We start from the raw sequence: 22,008 nt of genomic DNA, 5'->3' as shown, positions 1-22,008 counted from the left end.
TTTTGAATACGAGTGAAAATATACGCATGGCCCTTTCCTCTATCTTTGCTCATAAAATGCGTTCCATCTTAACGATGCTAGGTATTATTATCGGTATTAGTGCCATTATTACTATCATTTCAATGGGTGATGGTACAAACGCAAAGTTTAAAAAAGAATTAGGCCAAGGAAAAGATAACGAAGTAACGATTTACTACAACAATCCTGATTACGGAACAGATAGTGCCAAAATCACACCTGATATGCTAAACCGTCTGCAAACTGTACCAGGCGTTAAAGATGTATATCCAGACGTAAGTATGAAAGTAAAAGCATCTGCTGGTTCAAAAGATGTAAATCTTGATTTAAAAGGTGGAACAGGCGCCTTTATGAAAGATTCGAAAATAAAATTAGTTCACGGTCGTGAATTAAATGACAGTGAACTAAACCAAGCAATCCCTGCTGTTATATTAAATGAAGAAGCTTTCAACAAATTATTTAGTGGTTGGGAATCAAACCAATACACAGATATAAAAGGAAAGCCTTATAAAATAGTCGGTGTATACGAAACGAAAAACGACTTTGGAATGCCTATGCCTGAAGGTTATACATCACTTGAAAATGCACCTGTAATTTCAGGAGTAAATGAGTATGACTCCGTAAGATTAACAATGACCTCTCCGACAGAACGTAAAAGTGTAGAAAAACAAGCCGTTTCTGTCTTAAACGAACTGAAAGCTCCTAAATTTGAGCACAAATTCGAAGCACAAGACTTAGGTGAATTTACGAAACAACTAGACGAATCAATCGGTATGATGAAAATGGTATTCGGTGGTATTGCTGCTATCTCCTTACTTGTTGGTGGTATCGGTGTAATGAACATCATGCTCGTATCTGTAACAGAACGTACACGTGAGATTGGTATTCGTAAAGCTCTTGGTGCAACACGTGGTAAAGTATTAACACAATTCTTAATCGAATCTTGTATTTTAACAGGACTTGGTGGTTTCATCGGATTCATGCTCGGTATTTTCTTCGCTTGGATCGTCTCAATCTTTGCTGGATGGCCACTCGTTGTCTCAAAAGAACTTGGACTTCTTGCAGTAGGTATTTCAATGCTGATCGGTATTGCATTCGGACTACTACCAGCTAACAAAGCTGCAAAACTTGATCCAATTGAATGTTTACGATATGAATAAACAAAAACGTAGGAGTTTACACTCCTGCGTTTTTTATTTACCTATTAAATCGAGTTTCTTCTATTATATATGTTTCACGTTACAACTATCATTCTATTACTCTTCATTATTTATAGGTACTAAGGCTATTATCTAATCCTATTATTGCAAAAATACTATGTAACAGACGAAAATCAAGGCGTAATTTTTTCCATACATCGACTGATTTTGTAACAATTATATCGATATTTTATTAAATTTCACCTCGTTTATATGTTTTCACACCTAAAAACATTATCATTTCATAACTAATTTTTCATTCAAACAGTAAAATACATCATTCTTGTAACACTACAGACATTCAAGAGAAACATTACTGTAATATTATTAATGTTATAGTAATTGAAATGCTACTCATTTTGTGTTTTATATGCCCTGATACGCCAAAAAACAACAAGGAAGCGCTATCAGGATATTTATGGAATTGTTACAGAATATTAATGCTCCGTTACGAAAGCTTTGTAATTATATGTTTTTCGCAAATAAGAAAATAATGGTTGCTATAATGAGGTCAACGAAAACAAATGCAATGGAGGCTATTATGAAAAAATTTATGGGTATAGCAACAGCAGCGGTTTTTGGTCTTGGGATTTTCACAACATCTGCTAAAGCAGAAACAATCGTAACGACTGACGTACTAAACGTACGAGAAAACCCAACTACTGAATCAAAAGTTGTAGGAAAATTATTAGATGGATATAAAGTAAATGTTTTACATACAGAAAATGGTTGGTCAAAAGTTCAATTGAATAGCGGTAAAGAAGCTTTCATAAGCGCTGACTATACAAAAGACACTTACTACGTAACAGCAAACGTATTAAACGTACGTGCTGGTGCAAACACAGATTCAGAGATTCTTGGTAAGTTGAAAAAAGATGATATAATCGAAACAACACACCAAGTACAAAATGATTGGATTCAATTTGAATATAACGGAAAAACAGCTTATGTTCATGTTCCTTACTTAACAGGTAAAGCTCCAATTAAAGTTCAGCCAGTAGTTAAAGTTGAAAAAACAACTACAGTTCAAGATACAGCTAAAGTTCGTGAAGCAGTTAAAGCTCAAGAAGTAGCTGAAGCTCAAGCAAAAGCTAAGGCCGCGGAAGCAACTAAAGCTCGCGAAGCAGCTGAAGCTCAAGCAGAAGTTAAGGCTCAAGAAGCGGCTAAAGCTCGTGAAGCAGCTAAGGCTCAAGAAGCAGCTAAAGCTCAGGCAGATGCTGAAGCTCAAGCAGAAGCTAAAGCTCAAGAGGCGGCTAAAGCTCGTGAAGCAGCTAAAGCTCAAGCAGATGCTGAAGCTCAAGCAGCGGCTAAGGCTCAAGAAGCAGCTAAAGCTCGTGAAGCGGCTAAAGCTCAAGAAGCAGCTGAAGCTCGTGAAGCAGCTAAGGCTCAAGAAGCAGCTGAAGCTCGTGAAGCGGCTAAGGCTCAAGAAGCAGCTAAAGCTCGTGAAGCGGCTAAAGCTCAAAAACCAGCTACACAACAACCTGCTGCAAAAGAAACTGAAACAAGTACACCATCATCTTCTCGTGAGTTACGTGTTGTAGCAACAGCTTACACAGCAGATCCACTTGAAAATGGCTATAAAGCAGGCGACCAAGTAAAATCAGCTATGGGTCATAACTTAACAGCTAATCCAAACATGAAACTAATTGCAGTTGATCCAAGTGTCATTCCATTAGGTTCAAAAGTATGGGTTGAAGGTTACGGAGTAGCAATCGCTGGTGATACTGGTGGGGCTATTAAAGGTAATAAAATCGACGTTTTAATGCCAGATAAAGGCACATCAAGTAGCTGGGGACGTAAAACAGTTACAGTTAAAGTATTAAACTAGTTATAAAAAAGAGTCAGTCTCATCGTTGAGGCTGGCTCTTTTTTATGATTCTTACATGCTTTCTTTCTCTTGAAAGTAAGTAATATTATGTCGAAGCCACTCCCTCTCCGACATAAACAAGTTTCCACGTTTTTTGTACACTTTATCAAATATCTTTAAAACTTCTTCATGATTAGCAAACTTATGTAAGAAACGAAGAGCAATGATAATCTCTGCTTCATCCGTAGGCTCTACTTCATTTTTACGTCTTCTAGCAACAATTTTATTCACACGTTCGCAAATTGCTCTCATTGCCATTTCGTCGCCATACGTATAAATAGCTCGAACAGCTTCATATTTCACCATCACATTTCTATCATGTAAAGCTTCAATATAAACTATTTGTAAGTCCGATCCCCCTATTTTTGCTAAAACCTCAATAACGGTTGAACGAACATAGACACTATTACCATATAAAAGCTTTGTTAACGGCAGAATCGATTGCTTCGTTCCAATCTCAAGCAATGTATAACAAATATGTGTAATCTCATCTTTATTTTCTTCAGTATCCAGCAACTTTAGCAACGCACTTTCCGCTTCTAACGATTTATATAACTTTAAGGAAGCAACTGCCCAATAACGAACACTATCGTTTTTATGATAAATATACGGAATGATTTTATTTGTACTACTTACTTCTGGCAATGTATAAATATTACTAAGCAGTTCACTTAACAAAGTCGGGATTTGTTCACATTCCAAACGATCTATAAGATAATCAGCAATATAGATTTCCTTCGTATTGATGGCGAGTTTCGTCATTAAATAATAAATATCTTTCTTCATAGATACCTTTTTTGCTTTGATTACCTTCTGCTGTAAATAAGGAAAAGTTAATAAGTCATTTAACGCTTTTGCTTCATCATACGCACGATGCCAAATCTCTGTTTCTTCATCAGCCATCCGCCTTAATAAATCATCTATATACTCTTCCATCTCCTTCTCTCCCGTCCAAATGAAATCTATCTCTTTGCATTCTATATACGATAGACTACTATATCAATAGAAAAAAGAGGATGCCACAGCATCCTCTCCTTCTCTTCTCTATTCCACACAAGTAAACTGCGTCCAAGCTCCTACATAATTTAGTAAGAATAACTCCTCTTCCGCAATTGTACCGACGATATTTTTCCGTTCATCTATCGGCATTTCTTTTAAAATGATTTGCAGTTCACCTTTATACTTTCCGAATGAGTTATTACCAATTACAACTTGCCCTCTTTCCTGTAGCACACTTTCGCGCACTGGAAAGTCATAGTCTTTATATTTTTTACGCACTTCTGTAGAACGTATCATATACTCTGTTATGTCGCCGCGTCTTACATGTAATTCTTGCAGCGTAGCTCTCTTCTCTACTTCAGTCGCTTCGTCTACAAAGTGCACTTTTAGCTGTAACATGTAGCGATTTAAATTTCCTAGTTTTTCTAACTCCTCTTCACTTGCATAAGCATTTCCGATAATGACATCATCAATTAGCCCTGTTGCCCATAAATGCTTCGCTTGTACTTCAATTGGTAAATTACGATGCTCTTCTAACGTACATAATCCGTCGTTAATATCCCATGGACCGATGTTTGCGGCATGTGATGTAATAAAGGCTGCACTGCGAATACCATGCTTTTTAAAGCGTTCACTACAGCGAATGAAATAATCGTACGGAAGACCAGTGAATTTTTGCGGATAAAAATTATGGCAACCAATTAAAGCTGATTTATTCGCTTGATGCGAAAGAATATTTTCTAAGTACGCAATATCGTTACTTACATTTAACTCGATTTTTAAACCGTACGGATTATTCGTCATTTTCGCTTCCGTCAATCCGTCAAAGCCTACATCTAATCGAATACCATCTGCACCTAACTCTGCGAAAAATGATAGATCACTATAACTAATACCAAGCTGATCAAACACAGCTGGAGCTACATCTAAAATAACTTCCATATTGTTATCTTTCGCATGATTAATAATCTCTTTAAATTCAGCTATAATTTCTTCTTTCGGACGATTCACAGATAACAAACAAGTAAATATTCTTGAAAAACCGTGTCGTGCCGCTGACGAAATATAAGCCATATCTTTTTCTTTCGTTGAATGTTCTGGATAAAGTGAAATCCCTAATTTACGCTCCATGCTTTTGCATCTCCTTCACACGTTGTATTAATGCCATGCTCGTAAATCTATATTTTGCAGATAAACATGTTGCACATAAAATTGTCGGTACAATAATTACGTACGGTGAGTGTAGACCTAACATTACATATGCACCCATTGAACAACCGATAAATAAAACTGATACTAGTAGTAACACTAATAAGGATTTACTTTGTACCCATTTCGAATAATGGGCAATACACTGTCCGATCACAAATGTAATTAAGATGATAATTGCTCCGAGCATTCTGTTTTCTCCTCTCCTGCTAATTGTTGTTTCTCATACATTTTGAAGAATGGATAGTAAATAACGAATGAGATTACAAAGTTAACAAGTACAAGTACACCAGCCATAATTGTCCAGTCCGTACTAATCACCGCTGCAATTGGTGCTAACATCGTAAATGGCAATTTCGCCATCATGAGTGGAATCATACCTGAAACAACTGCGAAATATGATACTGTCGTTGTCACTAACGGTGTAATAACGAACGGAATAATTAAGATTGGGTTCATTACAATTGGTGCCCCGAAAATAATTGGCTCGTTAATATTGAATAAACCTGGTACGAATGATAATCTACCTAACTCTTTTAGGAACTTAGATTTAGAGAACATAAACATAATTACTAAAGCTAACGTTGAGCCAGATCCGCCAATCCATACGAACCATTGAATGAACTGCTCTGTAAATAAGTTTGGTAACTGATGTGCATTTCCTGTAGCCGTGAACACTTCCATATTTTCAAGAATTGCGGAATCCCACATCGGACGAATGATTGGTCCTAAAATTGCCGGTCCATGTATACCAAATGACCAGAAGAACACGATTAAGAATACTGTTAATAAACCACCGAATAAGTTATTTCCTACTAGTACTGATTTTAATGGTGCGATTAAGTATGTAATTGTTGTATTTACATCGAATTTCAAACCGTAGCGAATGCCCCAGAATAAAAGAATAACTACTAATGTTGGAATTAATGCTGCAAACGAATTTGAAACTGCTGGTGGTACACTGTCTGGTAATTTTATTGAGATATTATGCTTAATCATAAAATGATAAATTTCCACTGCAATTAATGCTGTCACAATTGCGCCGAATAAAGACGTTGCACTTAGTGTTCCTACTGAAATATATCGACCTGCATCAATAACACCTGGTACAGCTTTCGTAATTTGAATTGGTTCAACTGATGCTAGTAAAAAGGCGAGTACAGATAGTAGCCCTGCACTTAATTGATTGAGCTGATAAAAGTTCGCGAGCGAAGCCCCTACTCCAAACGCTGCGTATAAGGCCATTAGTCCTACTGTAAATCGGAATGGAATATCTAAAATATGGCGAAACGGTGCAATCCATTCCATATATGCATCAATTGGTAAATTTAAAAAGATAACGAAAAATGACCCGACGATCGTTAACGGTAATGTAGAAATAACCCCATTTCGAATTGCCAATAAATGTCGTTGTCCTGCAATCTTTTGCGTTGTTGGCATAATCTTTTGTTCCATAAAACTCATAAACCCATTCATCAATAGCCCTCCTCTTTCTCTCTACTATAAAAGAATGAAATAAACTTTATAACATTATAATGTTTATATTTAAAAAGATATAATTATGCTAAAACTAATTGTTCTGCTTGCCTAAGCACTTTCAAACCATCACACATGCCATAATCTCGTTGGTCTATAATTGCAACTGGTATGTTGTATGAGTTTGCAAGAAACTCTACAGCTGGAAATAAATATTTCACTTGTGGACCGATTAAAACGACATCGGCTTCTTTTATTTCAAGTTTCACAAGTTCTGAATCAACCGCCTTAATTTTATAATTCTTCTCCTGTTTCTTTGCCTCTTCTTGCATTTTTCTTACGACCATACTCGTTGACATGCCTGCTGCACAACATAATAAAATATACATCTTATACTGTCACTTTCTCTTCTACTCGTTTATGAAGAGTAATAAATTCTTCAGCTAGTTCTTTCACTGTAATTGCATTCATTAAATGGTCTTGTGCGTGCACTAACAGTAAACTGATTTCTGTATGATTTCCTCTTGCCTCTTCTTGAATTAAATCCGTTTGAATACGATGTGCTGCTGAAATTTCCTCACTAGCAAGTTTCATCTTTTCACCCGCATTCTCAAAATCTCCTTGTCTTGCAAAAGCGATTGCTTCAAGCGCTGCACTTCTCGCATTGCCACCATGTAAAATTAATGCAAATGGAGTTTGCATATCAGCCATTTTAAATTCCCCCAAGCTATATGTTTTCTATATTTTTATCTTATTATGAAAACGCATACAATTAAACATAAAAAACTTCCGTTATGTAACGGAAGTTTTTATATACTTTTTCAAAATGATAATAAAATCTCTTGAAAATCTTCAATTACCTCGGTCTGAGTAAGTTTCTCTATCGTAGTTTGACTAGACATAATATCATATAAAAAATCATAAAGCCTTTGCAAATCTTCATTATTATTGCGCTTTACACTAAATAAAATAATTACTTGTACTTTTTTATCTCCCCAATCAACAGCCTTTTCAAGTGTGCAAAACATCAAAAAAGTTTCCTCACTTAATAACTGCATCGGATGCGGGATTGCAACTGAATTCCCAACCGCTGTCGGAGACGTATTTTCTCTTTCCATAACAGAAGCATAAAAGTTTTCTTGTACATAATGTTTCTCAGCAGCTTTCTCACATAAAAACTGAATAACATCCTCTTTCGTAGAAGCACTATGATTTAAAAAAATTAAATCTTCCTTAATATAAGGCTGCACACTATTATTCACATGCGTAAACAACCGCTGACCAATCGATTTAATCTCTTTATCATCAAATATTGAATTCACTTTTATAACTGGAACAGGCAAGCCACTCGGTATATGAATCGTACTAATAATACAATCTATTTTTTCTTTATAAAGATCTTCTACTTTCAATTGATAATAGCCTGTAATACCTACAATCTCTAATTTATCTCGGAACTGTGATAAAATTTTATATTTTAATAGTTGTGCACTTCCTTGACCAGTCGCACAAACTAATAAGCATCTTTTCTTTTGATTTTGCTCCTGCAAACGGCTCATCGCTCCGCCGAAGTGAATTGCAATATAGCCAATTTCACTTTCAGGGATCGATTCACCCGTATATTCACCAATGATATCTCCAACAAGAACCGCAATTTCAAAAGCATACGGATAATTCTTTTTCACTTCTGCCAAAAGAGGATTTCTCGTATTTAACTTATACTTCAAACGATTTAATAACGTTTTTAAATGAATACCAAATCCAAATAATAATTCTTCATCATAATAAAAAATAAGATTCCGTTCTTCCGCTACTTTAAAAAGAATATGTTGCATAAATGCATATATATCTTTTCCTAATAGCTCTTCTACATTTTCATAGCGATCTCTCGTTGTAACAGCAGTACTTAATAAATGCATCGTCACATATAATACTTCTTCTTCTGGAAATGAAAATTTCAACTCTTTCTCTAAATCTCCTAAAATCTGCTTCGCAATTGTATATTCTTTCTTTATTATAAGTTCTGATTGCTCCGTATGCAGTTCTTTCATATAATGTTGACTTTGACAACGCTTTAATGCGATTGCAATATGAATGACTAAATTATCAATTTCTATATCAGATAAATATATTGTTCCACCTTCAATATACTTTAATATAATTGAACGGATGTGTGATATATAAGGTAGCGATAAATATGTCTCCGTCTGCTCAAATTGCTCATGAAACGGAGTATGGTCATAACGCGGTAAACCATATTGTGATAAACAAGAACGAATATTAAATTCCTCTCCAACAATACGTATACCATAATACGGTCTCTTCTCAATTTGTAATTTATAGCGACCACATATATCTGTAACTTCTTTCATAATTAAATTAACCGTTGATTTGCTCACATAAATCTCTTCCGCTAATTCTGAAAGCTTCACATATCCCTCTGTCGTTAAAACACGCTGCAGAATGTACGCTATTCTTTCTTCATAAGAAGTTGGGATCTTTTCCGTCTGTTTTTGAAATAGACTCACACAAAAGTCTTCAAATTTCTTCGTTTGTATAATTTCTAATTCGTACCCAGTCCCTCTTTGCGATTCGATTTTTGCTCCGTTTTCTTCCAATATATCATTTAATAATTTTATATCCTTTTGAATCGTCTTCGTTGATACATGTAAACGGCCCGCTAAAAAAGCTCGATTTAACATCGATTTCTCTTCTAAAAACTCCTCTAAAATAGAAATTAATCGCTGCTGCACCTTTGTCATAGCTCTTCCTCTCGCTCTTTATATATAAAGGGGGAAAAGCTGCTGAAATCAGTAGTTTTTCCCCTTTATATTCTCTCTATTTCTTTAATATGAATCCGAATTTATCCCATGCTTGTAAATAATCTAATAAGAAAATTTCTTCTTCTATAATTCGACCAACTACATTTGTTTTTCCTGTATTCACCATATCTTTTAATGCAATTTGTAATTCGCCCTTATACTGGCCATATTGTTCATTATCAATTAATAAATCTCCACGCTTAATTTCGCGCGTATTATGAGGTTTAAACTCTTCTTTTTTATATTTCACACGACTTTGTGTAGAACGAATCATATATTCAGATACATCTCCGCGATAAAAATGTGGTTCGTCTAATACGATAATTCTTTCTAGTTCTGTCGTTGTATCATATAGTTCTATATCAAATGTTTGTTTCTCTTTATTTAATGCACCTAGTGCTTGTAATTCTTCTTCTGACGCATATGCGTTTGCAATAATAACATCATCAATTAATTCTGTCGCAAATAAATGCTTCACCTGTGTTGTCATCGATAATTCACGATGCTGCTCTAATGTACATAACCCTTCTGTTACTGGCCAAGGTCCGTATGTTGCATCAAATGATGAAATAAAAGCAGCCGTTCTCATACCGTAATCTTTAAATTGTTTCGAGCATTTAATGAAATGATCGTATGATAACCCTGAATAACGATGCGGATAAAAATTATGACAACCAATTAAATTTTCACGATTTGGTCTATGACTCATAATGTTATCTACATACTTCGTACCATTGCTCATATTAATCTCAATTTTCAAACCATACGGATTATAAGTCATAATTGATTCTTCTAATCCTGAGAAACCAACATCTAAACGAATACCGTACGCACCCAATTCATGGAAGAATGATAAATCATTATACGAAATACCTAATTGTTCAAAAACAGATGGACTAATATCAACTAATACTTGGAACCCTAATGCATTCGCATGTGAGATCGTTTCTTTAAATTCTTCAATAATTTTCTCTTTTTCTCCATCCACAGATAATAAACATGTGAACACACGTGTAAATCCATATTTACTTGCTAATGTTAAATACTCCTTATCTTTCTCTACTGTTGAATGTTCTGGATAAATAGAAATACCTAATCGTCTCATATGTACACGCCTCTTTCTTCATCATATTGTAAACCTTTTCAAATATATGTAGTGAAAAAGTATATCTCCCCTTCTTGTTCACTACTCTTTTGAATCCGCTTTCTTTAAAGAAAAAACAATTTCTATCATTCTTAACACCTACAAGTCTATACATCTATACTTTACATCTTTTTTTCATAGTTGTGTAGCTTTTACACAACTTTGTCAGTTTTTCGCCTTAAAAATTGTTATCCGTTTTCAAGACACCTTCCTTGACTGTTGCATTGGCCAATACATATACTCGAAAGAAAAGAGATAAAGTGAAACTTTAATCAGTGAGGGGGGTGTTCATCCCCCACTGATTATTAGTTGAACCAATCGGGCATTTACGGGCAGTTGATCTCCCACCTAACTTCTTTGCTCCAGTCCGATTTTGAGGTGGGAGTTTTACTGCCCGTGAATAGCGGGAAAATTTTATATAGGGGATGAATATATGGGAGAAGCAATACTCGTAAAACGAGAACCGTTATGGACAAAAGAGTTTGTTGCTTTAATTTTTGCAAACTTATGTATGTTTTTAGGGTTTCAAATGTTAATTCCAACCTTACCTGTTTATGTGAAAGAAATTGGTGGCACAAGTTCCAATATCGGATTTGTTGTCGGTATGTTTACCGTTGCGGCACTTTTTGTTAGACCGCTAACTGGGAACGCCTTGCAAAAATTTAATAAAAAAATCATTTTAATGATCGGTACTGCTATCTGTTTACTCGCTATGGGCAGTTACCTTTTCGCCTCAACTATCTTTCTCTTGCTTGCTGTTCGTATTTTACACGGAGCTGGTTTCGGTATTACAACGACTACATATGGAACTGTCGTTTCTGATTTAATTCCCTCAGCTCGCCGCGGAGAAGGCATGGGATATTTTGGCCTTTCTGGAACAATTGCAATGGCCCTCGGTCCACTTATAGGACTATGGCTCATGCAAACATATAACTTCACAATTCTTTTTTTATGTGCACTATCGTGCACAATTGTTTCATTAATATTAACGAAACTACTTCAAATCCAAAAAACGAAACAGCCGCCACAACAATCATCTAGTACTTTTCTCGATGGATTTATTGAGCGTAAAGCTTTACTTCCTTCATTATTAATATTATGTATTACATTAATGTACGGAGGAATCGGAAGTTTTATCACACTATTTGCTACAGAAGTCGGCATAGCTGATATTAGCCTCTTCTTTTTATGTAATGCACTAGCAATTGCTGTAACTCGTCCATTCTCTGGAAGGCTATATGATGCGAAAGGCCATACATTCGTCATCATTCCGGGAGTTATTATAACGTTTACAGGCATTATTTTATTGTCGTATACGACGACAATTCCGAGCTTAATTATTGCTGCAGCATGTTACGGAAGTGGTTTTGGAGCGATCCAACCTGCACTACAAGCATGGATGATTGACCGCGTAGCACCGCATCGACGCGGCGTAGCAACAGCTACATTCTTCTCCGCATTTGACCTTGGAATCGGCGCTGGAGCGATTATATTTGGATTTATTGCTCATTTTACAAACTATGCAACTGTATATCGTTACTCCTCTCTATTACTTATTGCTTTTCTCTTCATTTACATTACAAGCATAAGAAAACAAAAGTATGGCGATAAAAACACGGAAAAAGCTGCTGGATAATTCAGTGGCTTTTTTATCGTGTTAAAAAAATTGTTTTCTCTCGTTTTGCTGTTATAAAACTACATGCATTTTCCTACATATTTTTTTAACTTTCATCAAAAAATATACGATGAACTCGCAGACGCTTTCCTTGATATTCAACTGAACAATACTATTCTAAAAAGTATGATTTCTTTACAAAATTAAGATTTATACAAGATGAAAACCAATAAAATACAGCTGTTTCTTTAAGGTATTGTAAACTTTTCTACCCTTTGTAAATTTAGTGTAAATTTTACTAGCAAACCGTTTACAGTGACTCAAGGTTCAGTTAATAATTACATCGTACATGAAATTTAAGGAGTGGAATGCGTGGAATATAATGTTCAAGATATGATCTTCCAGTTCATTGGTGGATTAGGTATTTTCTTATTCGGGATTAAATACATGGGCGATGGACTGCAACAAGCAGCTGGAGATCGTCTTCGTGATATTCTAGATCGTTTTACAACAAACCCACTCATGGGTGTACTAGCAGGTATGTTAGTTACGGTATTAATCCAATCAAGCTCAGGAACAACCGCTTTAACAGTCGGACTTGTAAGCGCAGGATTTATGACATTAAGACAAGCAATCGGTGTTATTATGGGTGCAAACATCGGTACGACAGTTACTGCATTTATTATCGGAATTAAAATCGGAGAATACGCTCTCCCAATTATGGCAGTTGGAGCTATCTTATTATTCTTCTTTAAAAATAAAAAAGTACATTCTTTAGGTCAAGTTATATTCGGCTTTGGTATGTTATTCTTCGGTTTGGAATTAATGAGCGCAGGTATGAAACCTCTTCGCTCTTTAGAATCATTCCAAGAATTAACGGTTAGTATGAGTGATAACCCAATTTTAGGAGTTGTTGTCGGTACAGTCTTCACTTTAATTGTACAAAGCTCAAGCGCAACAATCGGTATTTTGCAAGAATTATTCGGTCAAGGTGCAATCGATTTACAAGCTGCCCTTCCTGTATTATTCGGTGATAACATCGGTACAACAATTACAGCTGTATTAGCAGCAATCGGTACTTCTATTGCCGCAAGACGTGCAGCATTAGTTCACGTTATCTTTAATATCGTCGGTACAATTATATTTACGATTTTATTAGTACCATTTACAAGCTTAATTCAATATTTCCAAACATCATTAAACTTAAATCCAGAAATGACAATTGCATTTGCACACGGAACATTTAACGTAACAAATGCAGTTATTCAATTCCCATTCATCGCTGTATTAGCATGGATTGTAACAAAACTTATTCGCGGCGAAGACTCTGCTATTGATTTCAAACCGCAACATTTAAACCCAATCTTTATTGAGCAATCTCCAGCTATCGCTTTAACAGAAGCTCAAAAAGAAATTATCCGTATGGCTGAGTTTTCATTACATGGATTAAAAGAAGCAAACCAATTTTTAAATACACAAGACAAAAAACACGCTGACATGGCTACTCAATTAGAAGGAGCTATTAACAATTTAGATAAAAAAATTACCGAGTATTTAGTTCTACTATCTGAAAAGCCGCTTTCACCTACGGATTCTGAAAAACATTCCGTTTTAGCAGGTGTTGTTGGAGATATTGAACGTGTTGGTGATCATGTAGAAAACCTTGTAGAACTTGTAGATTTCCAAATTTCAAATCGTGTTTCACTATCAGACGAAGCATTAGGTGAATTAAACGAAATGCTGGAATTAACGATTTCAACACTGCAAGACTCAGTTGAAGCTTTAACAAACTTCGATACCGAACTAGCTCAAACTGTTATTGCAAAAGAACGCAAAATCGACCAAATGGAACGTGTTCTTCGTAAACGTCACGTATTACGTCTAAACGAGCGTAGCTGTTCAGGTGATGCAAGTATCATCTTCGTCGATATGGTAAGTAACTTAGAACGCATTGGCGATCACGCTGTAAATATCGCTGACGGTGTTTTAGGTGAACAAGGAAAAATCAATTTAAAACAATCATTATAATGAAGAAAAGAGACGCTACATTAAGCGTCTCTTTTTTCACTTTATTTTAACAACTGTTCTTCCTTTTAACTTTCCTTGCAATATAAGTGCAAACTTCTCATCTAATTCTTCTAATGTACATTCTTCTGTATAAGACGCTAACTTTGAATTTTCCCATTCATCCGCTAACAATGTCCACACATCTCTTCTCACATCCACCGGGCATTGCACGGAATCTATCCCTAAAAGGCTTATGCCTCGTAAAATAAACGGATATACCGTTGTATGTAATTCCTGTCCTGCCACATTACCGCATGTCGTTACACAACCACCATACTTTACTGTTTTTAAAGCTGTTTCTAACATATGTCCACCTACAGTATCGATAACTCCGGCGTATATCCCTTTTAACATTGGTCTTCCTGATTCATCATTCAATTCCGCGCGATGAATCACTTTTTTCGCTCCTAGACGTAGTAGCATCTGTTCCTCTTCCATTTTCCCTGTCGCTCCTACTACATTAAACCCTAACTTACTTAAAATACTAACAGCTACACTCCCTACGCCGCCTGTAGCACCAGTTACTAGAACGTCTCCCATACCAGGATTAATTCCTGCTCCAATAAGCTTATATACCGACAAAGCAGCAGTAAAACCTGCTGTCCCATACATCATACTTTCCTTTAATGACATTCCTTCTGGTAAAGGCACGACCCAAGATGATGGGACGCGAATATATTCTCCGAAACCACCAGAGGTATTCATACCTAAGTCATATCCCGTTACAATAACTTGATCTCCTACATTAAAGGAGTTATCTTCACTTCTCACAACTTCTCCTGCGGCATCAATTCCTGGCGTATGAGGATACGTTCTCGTAACACCTTTATTACCAGTAGCTGAAAGGGCATCTTTGTAATTTAATGAAGAATAATGAACTTGTATGAATACGTCTCCCTCAGGTAAACTACTTACTTCTCTCTCAACAACTTTTCTTACAAACTGATGATTTTCCGTTTCGTTCACAACGATTGCTCGGAATGATGTATGATTCATTATGCTCTCTCCTTTATCCGTCAAATTCTTCTTTATTATATAGAAGAAATAAGTAAGCTTACTCATTTCTTCTTGGCTATATTTCAACAAATCTTACTTCCCTATCACTTTCTCATAATATATATTTTCATTTCTACCAAAAGCCCTTATACTTATTCTACATCTAAAAAAGAATATATAGAAAATCTGACTTTTTATAAATAAATTGAATTTTTACGAAATGTAAATGATTTGTAATGTTTTTTTTCGCTAAATTTCATTATAATAAGTGGATATGAGTGTCGTATTTCAATCCAAATGAAGGAGTACAGGAAATGGAGCAAAACCCATCTTTGCAAGAAAATACACGCAGTAAACCGAACAAAAATAAGAAAAAAATAAAAATTATTATAAGCGCTATACTATTCGTTTTATTAATAGGTGGCGGTTATACTTGGTTTTTAGTAAATAAAGCATCTTCTGCTGTTCGAAATGCCGCACACGATTTAGCACGCGGTGATAAATCAGATTTACGAGATAAAGCTGTTAAACCTATTACAAATAACGTCTCTGTTTTAATAATGGGTGTTGATGAAAGCGATGTCCGAGGAAAAGAATATGGTGAAGCTATAAGAACAGACGCGCTTTTACTTGCAACATTTAATAAAGATAGCAAAACTGTTAAACTATTAAGTATCCCACGTGACACATATACTTATATTCCAATAGAAAAGAAAAAAGATAAAATTACACATGCTCATGCATTCGGTTCTGCTAAAAACGGAAAAAATGGTGGACCACAAGCAAGCATTGATGCAGTTGAAAAATTAATGAATGTTCCTGTCGATTATTTTGTGAAATTTAACTTTAAATCATTTATAAAAATCGTCGATGACTTGGGCGGTGTTGAAGTTGATGTACCAGTTGAATTTACTGAGCAAGATAGCAATGATAATGCTGAGGCAATTCACCTAGAAAAAGGTGTTCAAAAGTTAAATGGCGAAGAAGCTCTTGCTCTTGCTAGAACAAGACACATCGATAGTGATGCAATGCGTGGACAACGTCAACAACTCGTTATCGAAGCTATTTTAAAGAAACTAACAAATGCTGGTTCTGTAACAAAAGTTGGCAACATCATTGATGATATTAACGGACAATTCGTTACAAACTTAACATTTGATGATATGCTTTCATTCTATAAGTACGGATCGGATTCGGAAATTGAGAAATTACAAATCCAAGGTGATGATTGCTATATGGCAAAAGGTGACGATACATGTAGCAAATCTGCTGGTGGTGGTCGAACTTACTACTACAATCCAGATAAAAAAGAATTAGCTAATGTTACAAATGAACTTCGTACTCATCTTGGGCTACCTGCATATACAAAGTCTGACTCAGACTCTGATTCGAAAAAGACAAAAGAATCTAAGTCTGAAAATTCAAGTGAACGCGAATCAAGTAACAATGAAGTGAAAAATAAGAACAAAAATAGCAGTGAAGATACAGAAACATCGTCTAACGACAATGAATAGTAAAGAAGCAGTACTCTATGGAGGTAGAGTACTGCTTCTTTTTATTTCGTCAGAATCAAAAATCAGAACTTTCTAACTATCTTTTTTAATATTTTTAAATTATAATAAATAGTAGCAATCTATTCCAATTATCAGGGGGCTCATACATATGAAAGCTGCAGTAAAACATAACATCTCAGATTTTAAAGACTACTTAAAATCCAACGATATATACATGGAAGAAAATATAGATGAAAATGATGGCTCTGTTCATTTTTCAGTAGGATTAGAGACAGAAGCTGGCGCAAAAATTCAACTTATCGCTGCTTTCCAAAACGAACATCCTACGGTGGATATATACTGCTTCAATGTTGCTCACGTGCCTGATGCAACATCAACAAATGATATTTTACATGTCATTAATGAATTAAACACATCTTATCGCTTTGCAAAATTCACATTAAACAAGCAAAATGCAATTGATATTTCAGCATCTCTTGCATTCTCAGAACCAAACTTTAATCCAGCACTTGTCTTTGAACATACGAGAATGCTATATAAATTAGCAAATGACGAATATAAAAACTTAATGAAAGTTATTTGGGCATAAATAAAAGGATGGGCTACAAGCAGCCCATCCTTTTATTTCGATATCATATCAATCCACATTTTAACAGCAGTGCCTACAATCAAAATCGATAACATATATTGCAGTGCTTTTTGATTGGTCCCCTTCCCGACTCGCACTCCAAGCGGCGCAGCAAAGATACTTGCAACCGCAATAATAAGAGCTGGAATTACAACTACTTGACCAGTTATCACTTTTCCAGTCGTAATCCCTACTGAGGAAATAAACGTAATAGCGATAGATGTTGCTATTGTTGTACGTATCGGCAATTTTAAAATAACTAACATAATCGGTACTAATAAGAAAGAACCGCCAGCACCTATAATGCCTGATGCTCCTCCTACAATAAACGCTAACAAGCTTGCTAACCATTTATTATATGTCACTTCACCACTGTTATTTCGTTTCGGTACGAACATCATAATAGCAGCAATTGTTGCTAACGCTGCATAAACAACATTGACCGTATGTTCCTCTAATACGTTAGCACCAAAGCTCCCTATGAAACTTCCTATTAAAATACTAGCTCCCATATACACAACTAACGTTTTATCCATATCATTACTTTTCCGATAAGCCCATGCGCCTGCAAAAGTTGCAAAGAATACTTGTACCGCTGTAATACTACTCACTTCATGTGACGTATAACCAGTAAATCCTAACAATACTGGAATGTATAAGATCATCGGATAATTAATAATCGCACCGCCAATTCCAACCATTCCTGATATAAACGATCCTATAAACCCAATTATAAAAAGTAATAATACTAAACTCACCTTACATCCCCCTCCTTCTAAAAAGAAGGTGATTTAAATGAATAAGTTTACATTCCCATCCGAAGCATCTGCTAAATATGCCCCTACGCCTGCAAACTCTATCCCTTCCATAATCTCTTCCTCTTTTAACCCTAATAAATCTACTGTCATTTGACAAGCTACAAGTTTAATTCCTTGTTCTTTCGCCAAATCAATTAAATCTGGCAAAGGCATTGCGTTATGTTTTTTCATAATGCCTTTAATCATCTTTGGCCCCATGCCAGCAAAATTCATTTTGGATAATCCCATCTTATCGGCACCGCGTGGCATCATTTTTCCAAATACTTTTTCTATAAATGTTTTCTTTACATTCACATGTTCATCTTTCCTTAAAGCATTTAATCCCCAGAAAGTATGAAAAATAGTTACCTCTTGGTCATACGCCGCTGCACCATTTGCAATAATATAAGCAGCCATTGCTTTATCGTAATCTCCGCTAAATAACACGATTGTCGTTTTCTTCTGTTGTTCCATATTGTTCCTCCTTCGAATTACCTATAGGGGTATTTAATTATTTATAAAAAGGCTCAAACCTTTTATCTCTATGCTATATGACTTTACCTTCCCAAGCTAACATACCACCTACCATATTGATTGCTCGAAAACCGTAACCTTCTAAAAATTGAACGGCTCTTGCACTTCTCGCGCCAGAGCGACAAACGATAATATATTCTTTCTTTTTATTCAACTCATGCATACGAAACTCTAATATCCTTAGCGGAATATTACATGCTTCTGGAATTTTTCCTTCAGCTACTTCTTCTACTTCACGGACATCCACAATATTTACTGCTTCTTTACGTAATAATTTTTCTTCTAATTCTTTTGCTGTCATTTCTTTCATTTTAAAGTCCTCCTCACAAACCATTCATACCACCTGAAACATTGATAAGGTGCTGGAATCCTAATTTCTTTAATACCTTTGCCGCTTGCTTACTTCTCATCCCGCTCTGACAAATAACGATTACTTCCGCATTTTTATCTAATTGATTTGCTTTACTAGCTAACTCATTTAACGGGATATTTCGAAATCCCTTCATATGATTCCCTCTATATTCACCTACTGTACGAACATCGATAAATTGCTTCCCCTTTTTCCCCACTATACTCTTTAATTCTTTTCCACTTATATTTCGAACACCTTTTACCGGTAAAAAACGTGAAATAACAAATCCTGCAGCAAGTACAATGAAAAGCGTACTTAATATTGTGTTCATATAACTCCCCCTCTATATTTATAAAATTATTTCTTTACTACGCCTTCTTAATCCAAAACTTTAGTACATCGCCTTCTTCTTCATGCTTTACAATGTCATGACCACTTTTATTTGCCCACGCTGGAATATCCTTAACTGACCCTTTATCCGTTACATGTATTTCTAACACTTCTCCAGTGTCTAAAGCATCCATTGCTCTCTTTGTTCTTACAATCGGCATTGGACATGCTAAACCTTTCGCATCTAATACTTGTTTTATATTCATAATCAATTCCTCCAATTTGTTATTTTTATAATGACTCATGCACTGCACAACGATTTGGGCCAATCTCCATTTCTCGCTCTTCTTCCACACTCGGATGAATTTTCCCCATATTCGTTTGACGAATTTCTTCATATGCATTTGGTTGTGGCGGTAAGTTCTCTGTCACAGCTTTACGAAACTCTATTTCATCAGCAATATTTAACCCTACATTCTCTTTAAATAAATCTTGTAAGCTCGCACTCACAACGCCTCTTTCATCCATTTCACTTATTTTTGAATAATGGGCTGGTAAAACAATTAAATCTTGAGACAGTTCCTTATAAAGTGTATATAACGTATTTCTTAAATCACTCACCCAATCTTCAGCCTTACCAGCAAGATCAGGACGCCCGATTGAATCTACAAATAAAATATCGCCTGATAATAAATAAGAATCATCAACAATGAATGACGTACTTCCAATCGTATGCCCTGGTGAGTATAATGCGTCAATTACAATTTTAGTACCCCCCACCGTAATAACAGATCCTTCAACAAGCGGTTCGTATGAGAAAACAACTTCCTCGGCATCTTTTGGCGGTAACCAATACGTACCACCTACCTTTTCAGCTAACTTACGTCCACCAGAAATATGGTCTGCATGTAAATGTGTATCCATTACATTCGTAATCGTAACGCCATGCTCTTTCGCAAACTCTTCATATGCCTCGGCTGTCCTTACCGCATCAATAACTGCTGCTTCACCGTTAGAAACAACCATATAAGATAAACAGCCTTTTCCAAGACGATTAAATTGATATATACTCCCTCCGCCCTGTACATCCCCTACTTTTAACGGCTTCACATATTCACTCCAAGCTTTCATTCCACCAGCTAAATAATAAATATTTTGTAATCCCGCTTCTGTTAATTGCTCTGCCACAAATATAGAAGACCCTTCTTTTGCACATACTACTAAAACATCTTTATCTTTAGGTAATTCACTTACAATATGATCTACACCATCTAACAAGTCAAAGTAAGGTTTATTAATAGAAGAAACTTGTTTCCCTTCAATTTTCCAATCTTCATAATCCGTCTCATTACGAACATCTAAAATGAATAACTCTCCGAATAAAACTTTCTCTGCAACATCTTTTGCTTGTAACGGTTTAACATTCATCTTATTACCCCCATAGGTATATTTTCGTTCAAAAAAATTTACTTCTCTATATTCCCTTGCCACTCTACCATACCTGGAATGACATTTTTCACATTTAAATAACCTTTCTCATTCAACATTTGGCAAGCTATATCACTGCGATTACCAGTTCGGCAAATAACATAAATTTGCTTCGTCTGATCTAACACTGCGCTGTCTAATTCACCTAATGGCACCGAAATGGCAGATGGAATATGGCCAAAAGTAAATTCCGCTGCTTCGCGAACATCTAATACAATGCTCTCTTCCCCATGAGACAATATAGACTGTAATTCTGCATTCGTAATTGTATGTGGATATTTCACAGCTTCATTCACTTCATGCTCGTTTGCTTTCCTAACATAATGCACCAATACATCCCCCTCGTGTTTCGTCCCGATATATTGATGTCCTACTTTACTCGCCCAACTTTTTATATCTACCGTAGATCCTTTATCTGTTGCCTTAACTTCAATCACCTGCCCTGGTGTTAACCCTTCTATCGCCTTCTTCGTTTTCACAATAGGCATCGGACAAGCCAAACCTTTACAATCTAAACTCATATCCACTTTTATACTCATAATCGATTCCTCCACAATTCACATACATATACCTGTAGGGGTATATTAAAATGTTTTTGAAAATCTGTCAACACTTACGTTTGACAGATTATCGGCTTTTTACAAGTAATTGAACAGCTTCTTTAATTAACTCTTCATTTGAACCATTACCACTTTCAAACTGTTCACGCAAACATTGCTCTAAATTCGTTCCAACAACGAGTCCAATTGTACGATCAAGTGCAGAACGAGATGCCGTTAACTGTGTAATAACCTCTCGGCAATCTTTTCCTTCTTCCATCATACGAAGCACACCACGAACTTGACCTTCAATACGTTTCAATCTATTTTTCATATCTTGATTGTATTCCACTATAGACCACCTCCGTAATTGTAACTATATTATACATTACTTTATAACTTTGTATAATATCA

At 35.6% G+C, this 22,008-nt stretch carries 23 protein-coding genes; 6 read left to right on the top strand and 17 right to left on the bottom strand.

The features are described 5' to 3' along the window. Nucleotides 1-2 precede the first annotated feature (2 nt). Together DOS87_RS04150 and entC are read left to right on the top strand one after the other, a co-directional pair. Complete coding sequence (locus DOS87_RS04150; RefSeq protein WP_001097714.1) at nt 3-1,178, top strand: ABC transporter permease; 1,176 nt, start codon at nt 3-5, stop codon at nt 1,176-1,178. Between the two features lie 457 nt (nt 1,179-1,635). Continuing rightward, a complete protein-coding gene (entC, locus tag DOS87_RS04145) occupies nt 1,636-3,045 on the top strand; it encodes a cell wall-binding protein EntC (RefSeq protein ID WP_000421981.1) in 1,410 nt (469 codons plus the stop codon). A 51-nt stretch (nt 3,046-3,096) separates the two neighbouring features. On the opposite strand, the gene DOS87_RS04140 is transcribed toward entC, so the two are convergent. From DOS87_RS04140 to DOS87_RS04105, 8 genes are all read right to left on the bottom strand, one after another. Further along, nucleotides 3,097-4,020, bottom strand: coding sequence for a HEAT repeat domain-containing protein (locus DOS87_RS04140; RefSeq protein WP_000393375.1), 924 nt, complete (start codon nt 4,018-4,020; stop codon nt 3,097-3,099). 108 nt (nt 4,021-4,128) lie between these two features. Then, nucleotides 4,129-5,214, bottom strand: coding sequence for a DUF871 domain-containing protein (locus DOS87_RS04135; protein ID WP_000440072.1), 1,086 nt, complete (start codon nt 5,212-5,214; stop codon nt 4,129-4,131). Then, the gene (locus tag DOS87_RS04130; protein WP_000900039.1) at nt 5,204-5,482 is read right to left on the bottom strand and encodes a hypothetical protein; all 279 of its coding nucleotides are present in this window, start codon (nt 5,480-5,482) and stop codon (nt 5,204-5,206) included. The genes DOS87_RS04135 and DOS87_RS04130 overlap by 11 nt, the downstream gene beginning before the upstream one ends. Continuing rightward, nucleotides 5,458-6,768 carry a PTS sugar transporter subunit IIC gene (locus DOS87_RS04125; RefSeq protein ID WP_001013060.1) on the bottom strand — a complete coding sequence of 437 codons (1,311 nt, stop codon included), beginning with the start codon at nt 6,766-6,768 and terminating at the stop codon, nt 5,458-5,460. Before DOS87_RS04125 ends, DOS87_RS04130 begins: the two co-directional genes overlap by 25 nt. Nucleotides 6,769-6,851: 83 nt before the next feature. Then, complete coding sequence (locus DOS87_RS04120) at nt 6,852-7,157, bottom strand: PTS sugar transporter subunit IIB (RefSeq protein ID WP_000275633.1); 306 nt, start codon at nt 7,155-7,157, stop codon at nt 6,852-6,854. A gap of 1 nt (nt 7,158) precedes the next feature. Further along, nucleotides 7,159-7,479 (bottom strand): PTS lactose/cellobiose transporter subunit IIA, encoded by a 321-nt coding sequence (locus DOS87_RS04115; protein ID WP_000774625.1) that lies wholly within the window; start codon nt 7,477-7,479, stop codon nt 7,159-7,161. A gap of 110 nt (nt 7,480-7,589) precedes the next feature. After that, nucleotides 7,590-9,530, bottom strand: a complete 1,941-nt coding sequence (locus DOS87_RS04110; RefSeq protein WP_000170103.1) for a BglG family transcription antiterminator — start codon at nt 9,528-9,530, stop codon at nt 7,590-7,592. Between the two features lie 76 nt (nt 9,531-9,606). Next, nucleotides 9,607-10,695, bottom strand: coding sequence for a DUF871 domain-containing protein (locus DOS87_RS04105; protein WP_208730208.1), 1,089 nt, complete (start codon nt 10,693-10,695; stop codon nt 9,607-9,609). Nucleotides 10,696-11,167: 472 nt separating this feature from the next. On the opposite strand from DOS87_RS04105, the gene DOS87_RS04100 reads away from it, so the two are divergent. Beyond that, a complete protein-coding gene (locus DOS87_RS04100) occupies nt 11,168-12,370 on the top strand; it encodes an MFS transporter (RefSeq protein WP_000503241.1) in 1,203 nt (400 codons plus the stop codon). Nucleotides 12,371-12,721: 351 nt separating this feature from the next. Further along, nucleotides 12,722-14,377 carry a Na/Pi cotransporter family protein gene (locus DOS87_RS04095; protein WP_000456251.1) on the top strand — a complete coding sequence of 552 codons (1,656 nt, stop codon included), beginning with the start codon at nt 12,722-12,724 and terminating at the stop codon, nt 14,375-14,377. 36 nt (nt 14,378-14,413) lie between these two features. Here the strand turns inward: DOS87_RS04095 and DOS87_RS04090 are convergent, their stop codons facing one another. Further along, nucleotides 14,414-15,499 carry a YhdH/YhfP family quinone oxidoreductase gene (locus tag DOS87_RS04090; protein WP_074790768.1) on the bottom strand — a complete coding sequence of 362 codons (1,086 nt, stop codon included), beginning with the start codon at nt 15,497-15,499 and terminating at the stop codon, nt 14,414-14,416. A gap of 227 nt (nt 15,500-15,726) precedes the next feature. Here DOS87_RS04090 and DOS87_RS04085 point away from each other — a divergent pair, with 227 nt between their 5' ends. Together DOS87_RS04085 and DOS87_RS04080 are read left to right on the top strand one after the other, a co-directional pair. Further along, a complete protein-coding gene (locus DOS87_RS04085) occupies nt 15,727-16,926 on the top strand; it encodes an LCP family protein (protein WP_000437427.1) in 1,200 nt (399 codons plus the stop codon). Nucleotides 16,927-17,074: 148 nt separating this feature from the next. Then, the gene (locus DOS87_RS04080) at nt 17,075-17,515 is read left to right on the top strand and encodes a hypothetical protein (RefSeq protein WP_000642361.1); all 441 of its coding nucleotides are present in this window, start codon (nt 17,075-17,077) and stop codon (nt 17,513-17,515) included. Between the two features lie 32 nt (nt 17,516-17,547). Here DOS87_RS04080 and DOS87_RS04075 read toward each other — a convergent pair whose 3' ends face one another. The 8 genes from DOS87_RS04075 to DOS87_RS04040 all read right to left on the bottom strand — a co-directional run bounded on the left by DOS87_RS04075 (nt 17,548) and on the right by DOS87_RS04040 (nt 21,946). Further along, nucleotides 17,548-18,312 carry a sulfite exporter TauE/SafE family protein gene (locus DOS87_RS04075; protein WP_000060625.1) on the bottom strand — a complete coding sequence of 255 codons (765 nt, stop codon included), beginning with the start codon at nt 18,310-18,312 and terminating at the stop codon, nt 17,548-17,550. A 33-nt stretch (nt 18,313-18,345) separates the two neighbouring features. Then, a complete protein-coding gene (locus tag DOS87_RS04070) occupies nt 18,346-18,825 on the bottom strand; it encodes a DsrE/DsrF/DrsH-like family protein (RefSeq protein WP_000437740.1) in 480 nt (159 codons plus the stop codon). A 73-nt stretch (nt 18,826-18,898) separates the two neighbouring features. Next, nucleotides 18,899-19,195: a rhodanese-like domain-containing protein gene (locus DOS87_RS04065; RefSeq protein WP_000661799.1), complete on the bottom strand. Its 297-nt coding sequence runs from the start codon at nt 19,193-19,195 to the stop codon at nt 18,899-18,901. 13 nt (nt 19,196-19,208) lie between these two features. After that, nucleotides 19,209-19,568, bottom strand: a complete 360-nt coding sequence (locus DOS87_RS04060) for a rhodanese-like domain-containing protein (RefSeq protein WP_001092313.1) — start codon at nt 19,566-19,568, stop codon at nt 19,209-19,211. Nucleotides 19,569-19,605: 37 nt separating this feature from the next. Beyond that, entirely contained in the window at nt 19,606-19,833 is a 228-nt protein-coding gene (locus DOS87_RS04055) for a sulfurtransferase TusA family protein (protein ID WP_001022560.1), read from the bottom strand. Between the two features lie 25 nt (nt 19,834-19,858). Next, nucleotides 19,859-20,995 carry an MBL fold metallo-hydrolase gene (locus DOS87_RS04050; RefSeq protein ID WP_001101340.1) on the bottom strand — a complete coding sequence of 379 codons (1,137 nt, stop codon included), beginning with the start codon at nt 20,993-20,995 and terminating at the stop codon, nt 19,859-19,861. A 38-nt stretch (nt 20,996-21,033) separates the two neighbouring features. Next, nucleotides 21,034-21,594: a sulfurtransferase TusA family protein gene (locus DOS87_RS04045; protein WP_000023976.1), complete on the bottom strand. Its 561-nt coding sequence runs from the start codon at nt 21,592-21,594 to the stop codon at nt 21,034-21,036. Nucleotides 21,595-21,682: 88 nt separating this feature from the next. Then, nucleotides 21,683-21,946, bottom strand: a complete 264-nt coding sequence (locus tag DOS87_RS04040; RefSeq protein ID WP_000456206.1) for a metal-sensitive transcriptional regulator — start codon at nt 21,944-21,946, stop codon at nt 21,683-21,685. Between the last annotated feature and the right edge of the window lie 62 nt (nt 21,947-22,008).

The sequence above is a fragment of the Bacillus sp. CR71 genome (assembly GCF_003429245.1).
Classification (GTDB): domain Bacteria; phylum Bacillota; class Bacilli; order Bacillales; family Bacillaceae_G; genus Bacillus_A; species Bacillus_A thuringiensis_S.
Note: the sequence above shows the minus strand (reverse complement) of the source record. Positions and strands in the feature narration are given on the sequence as shown.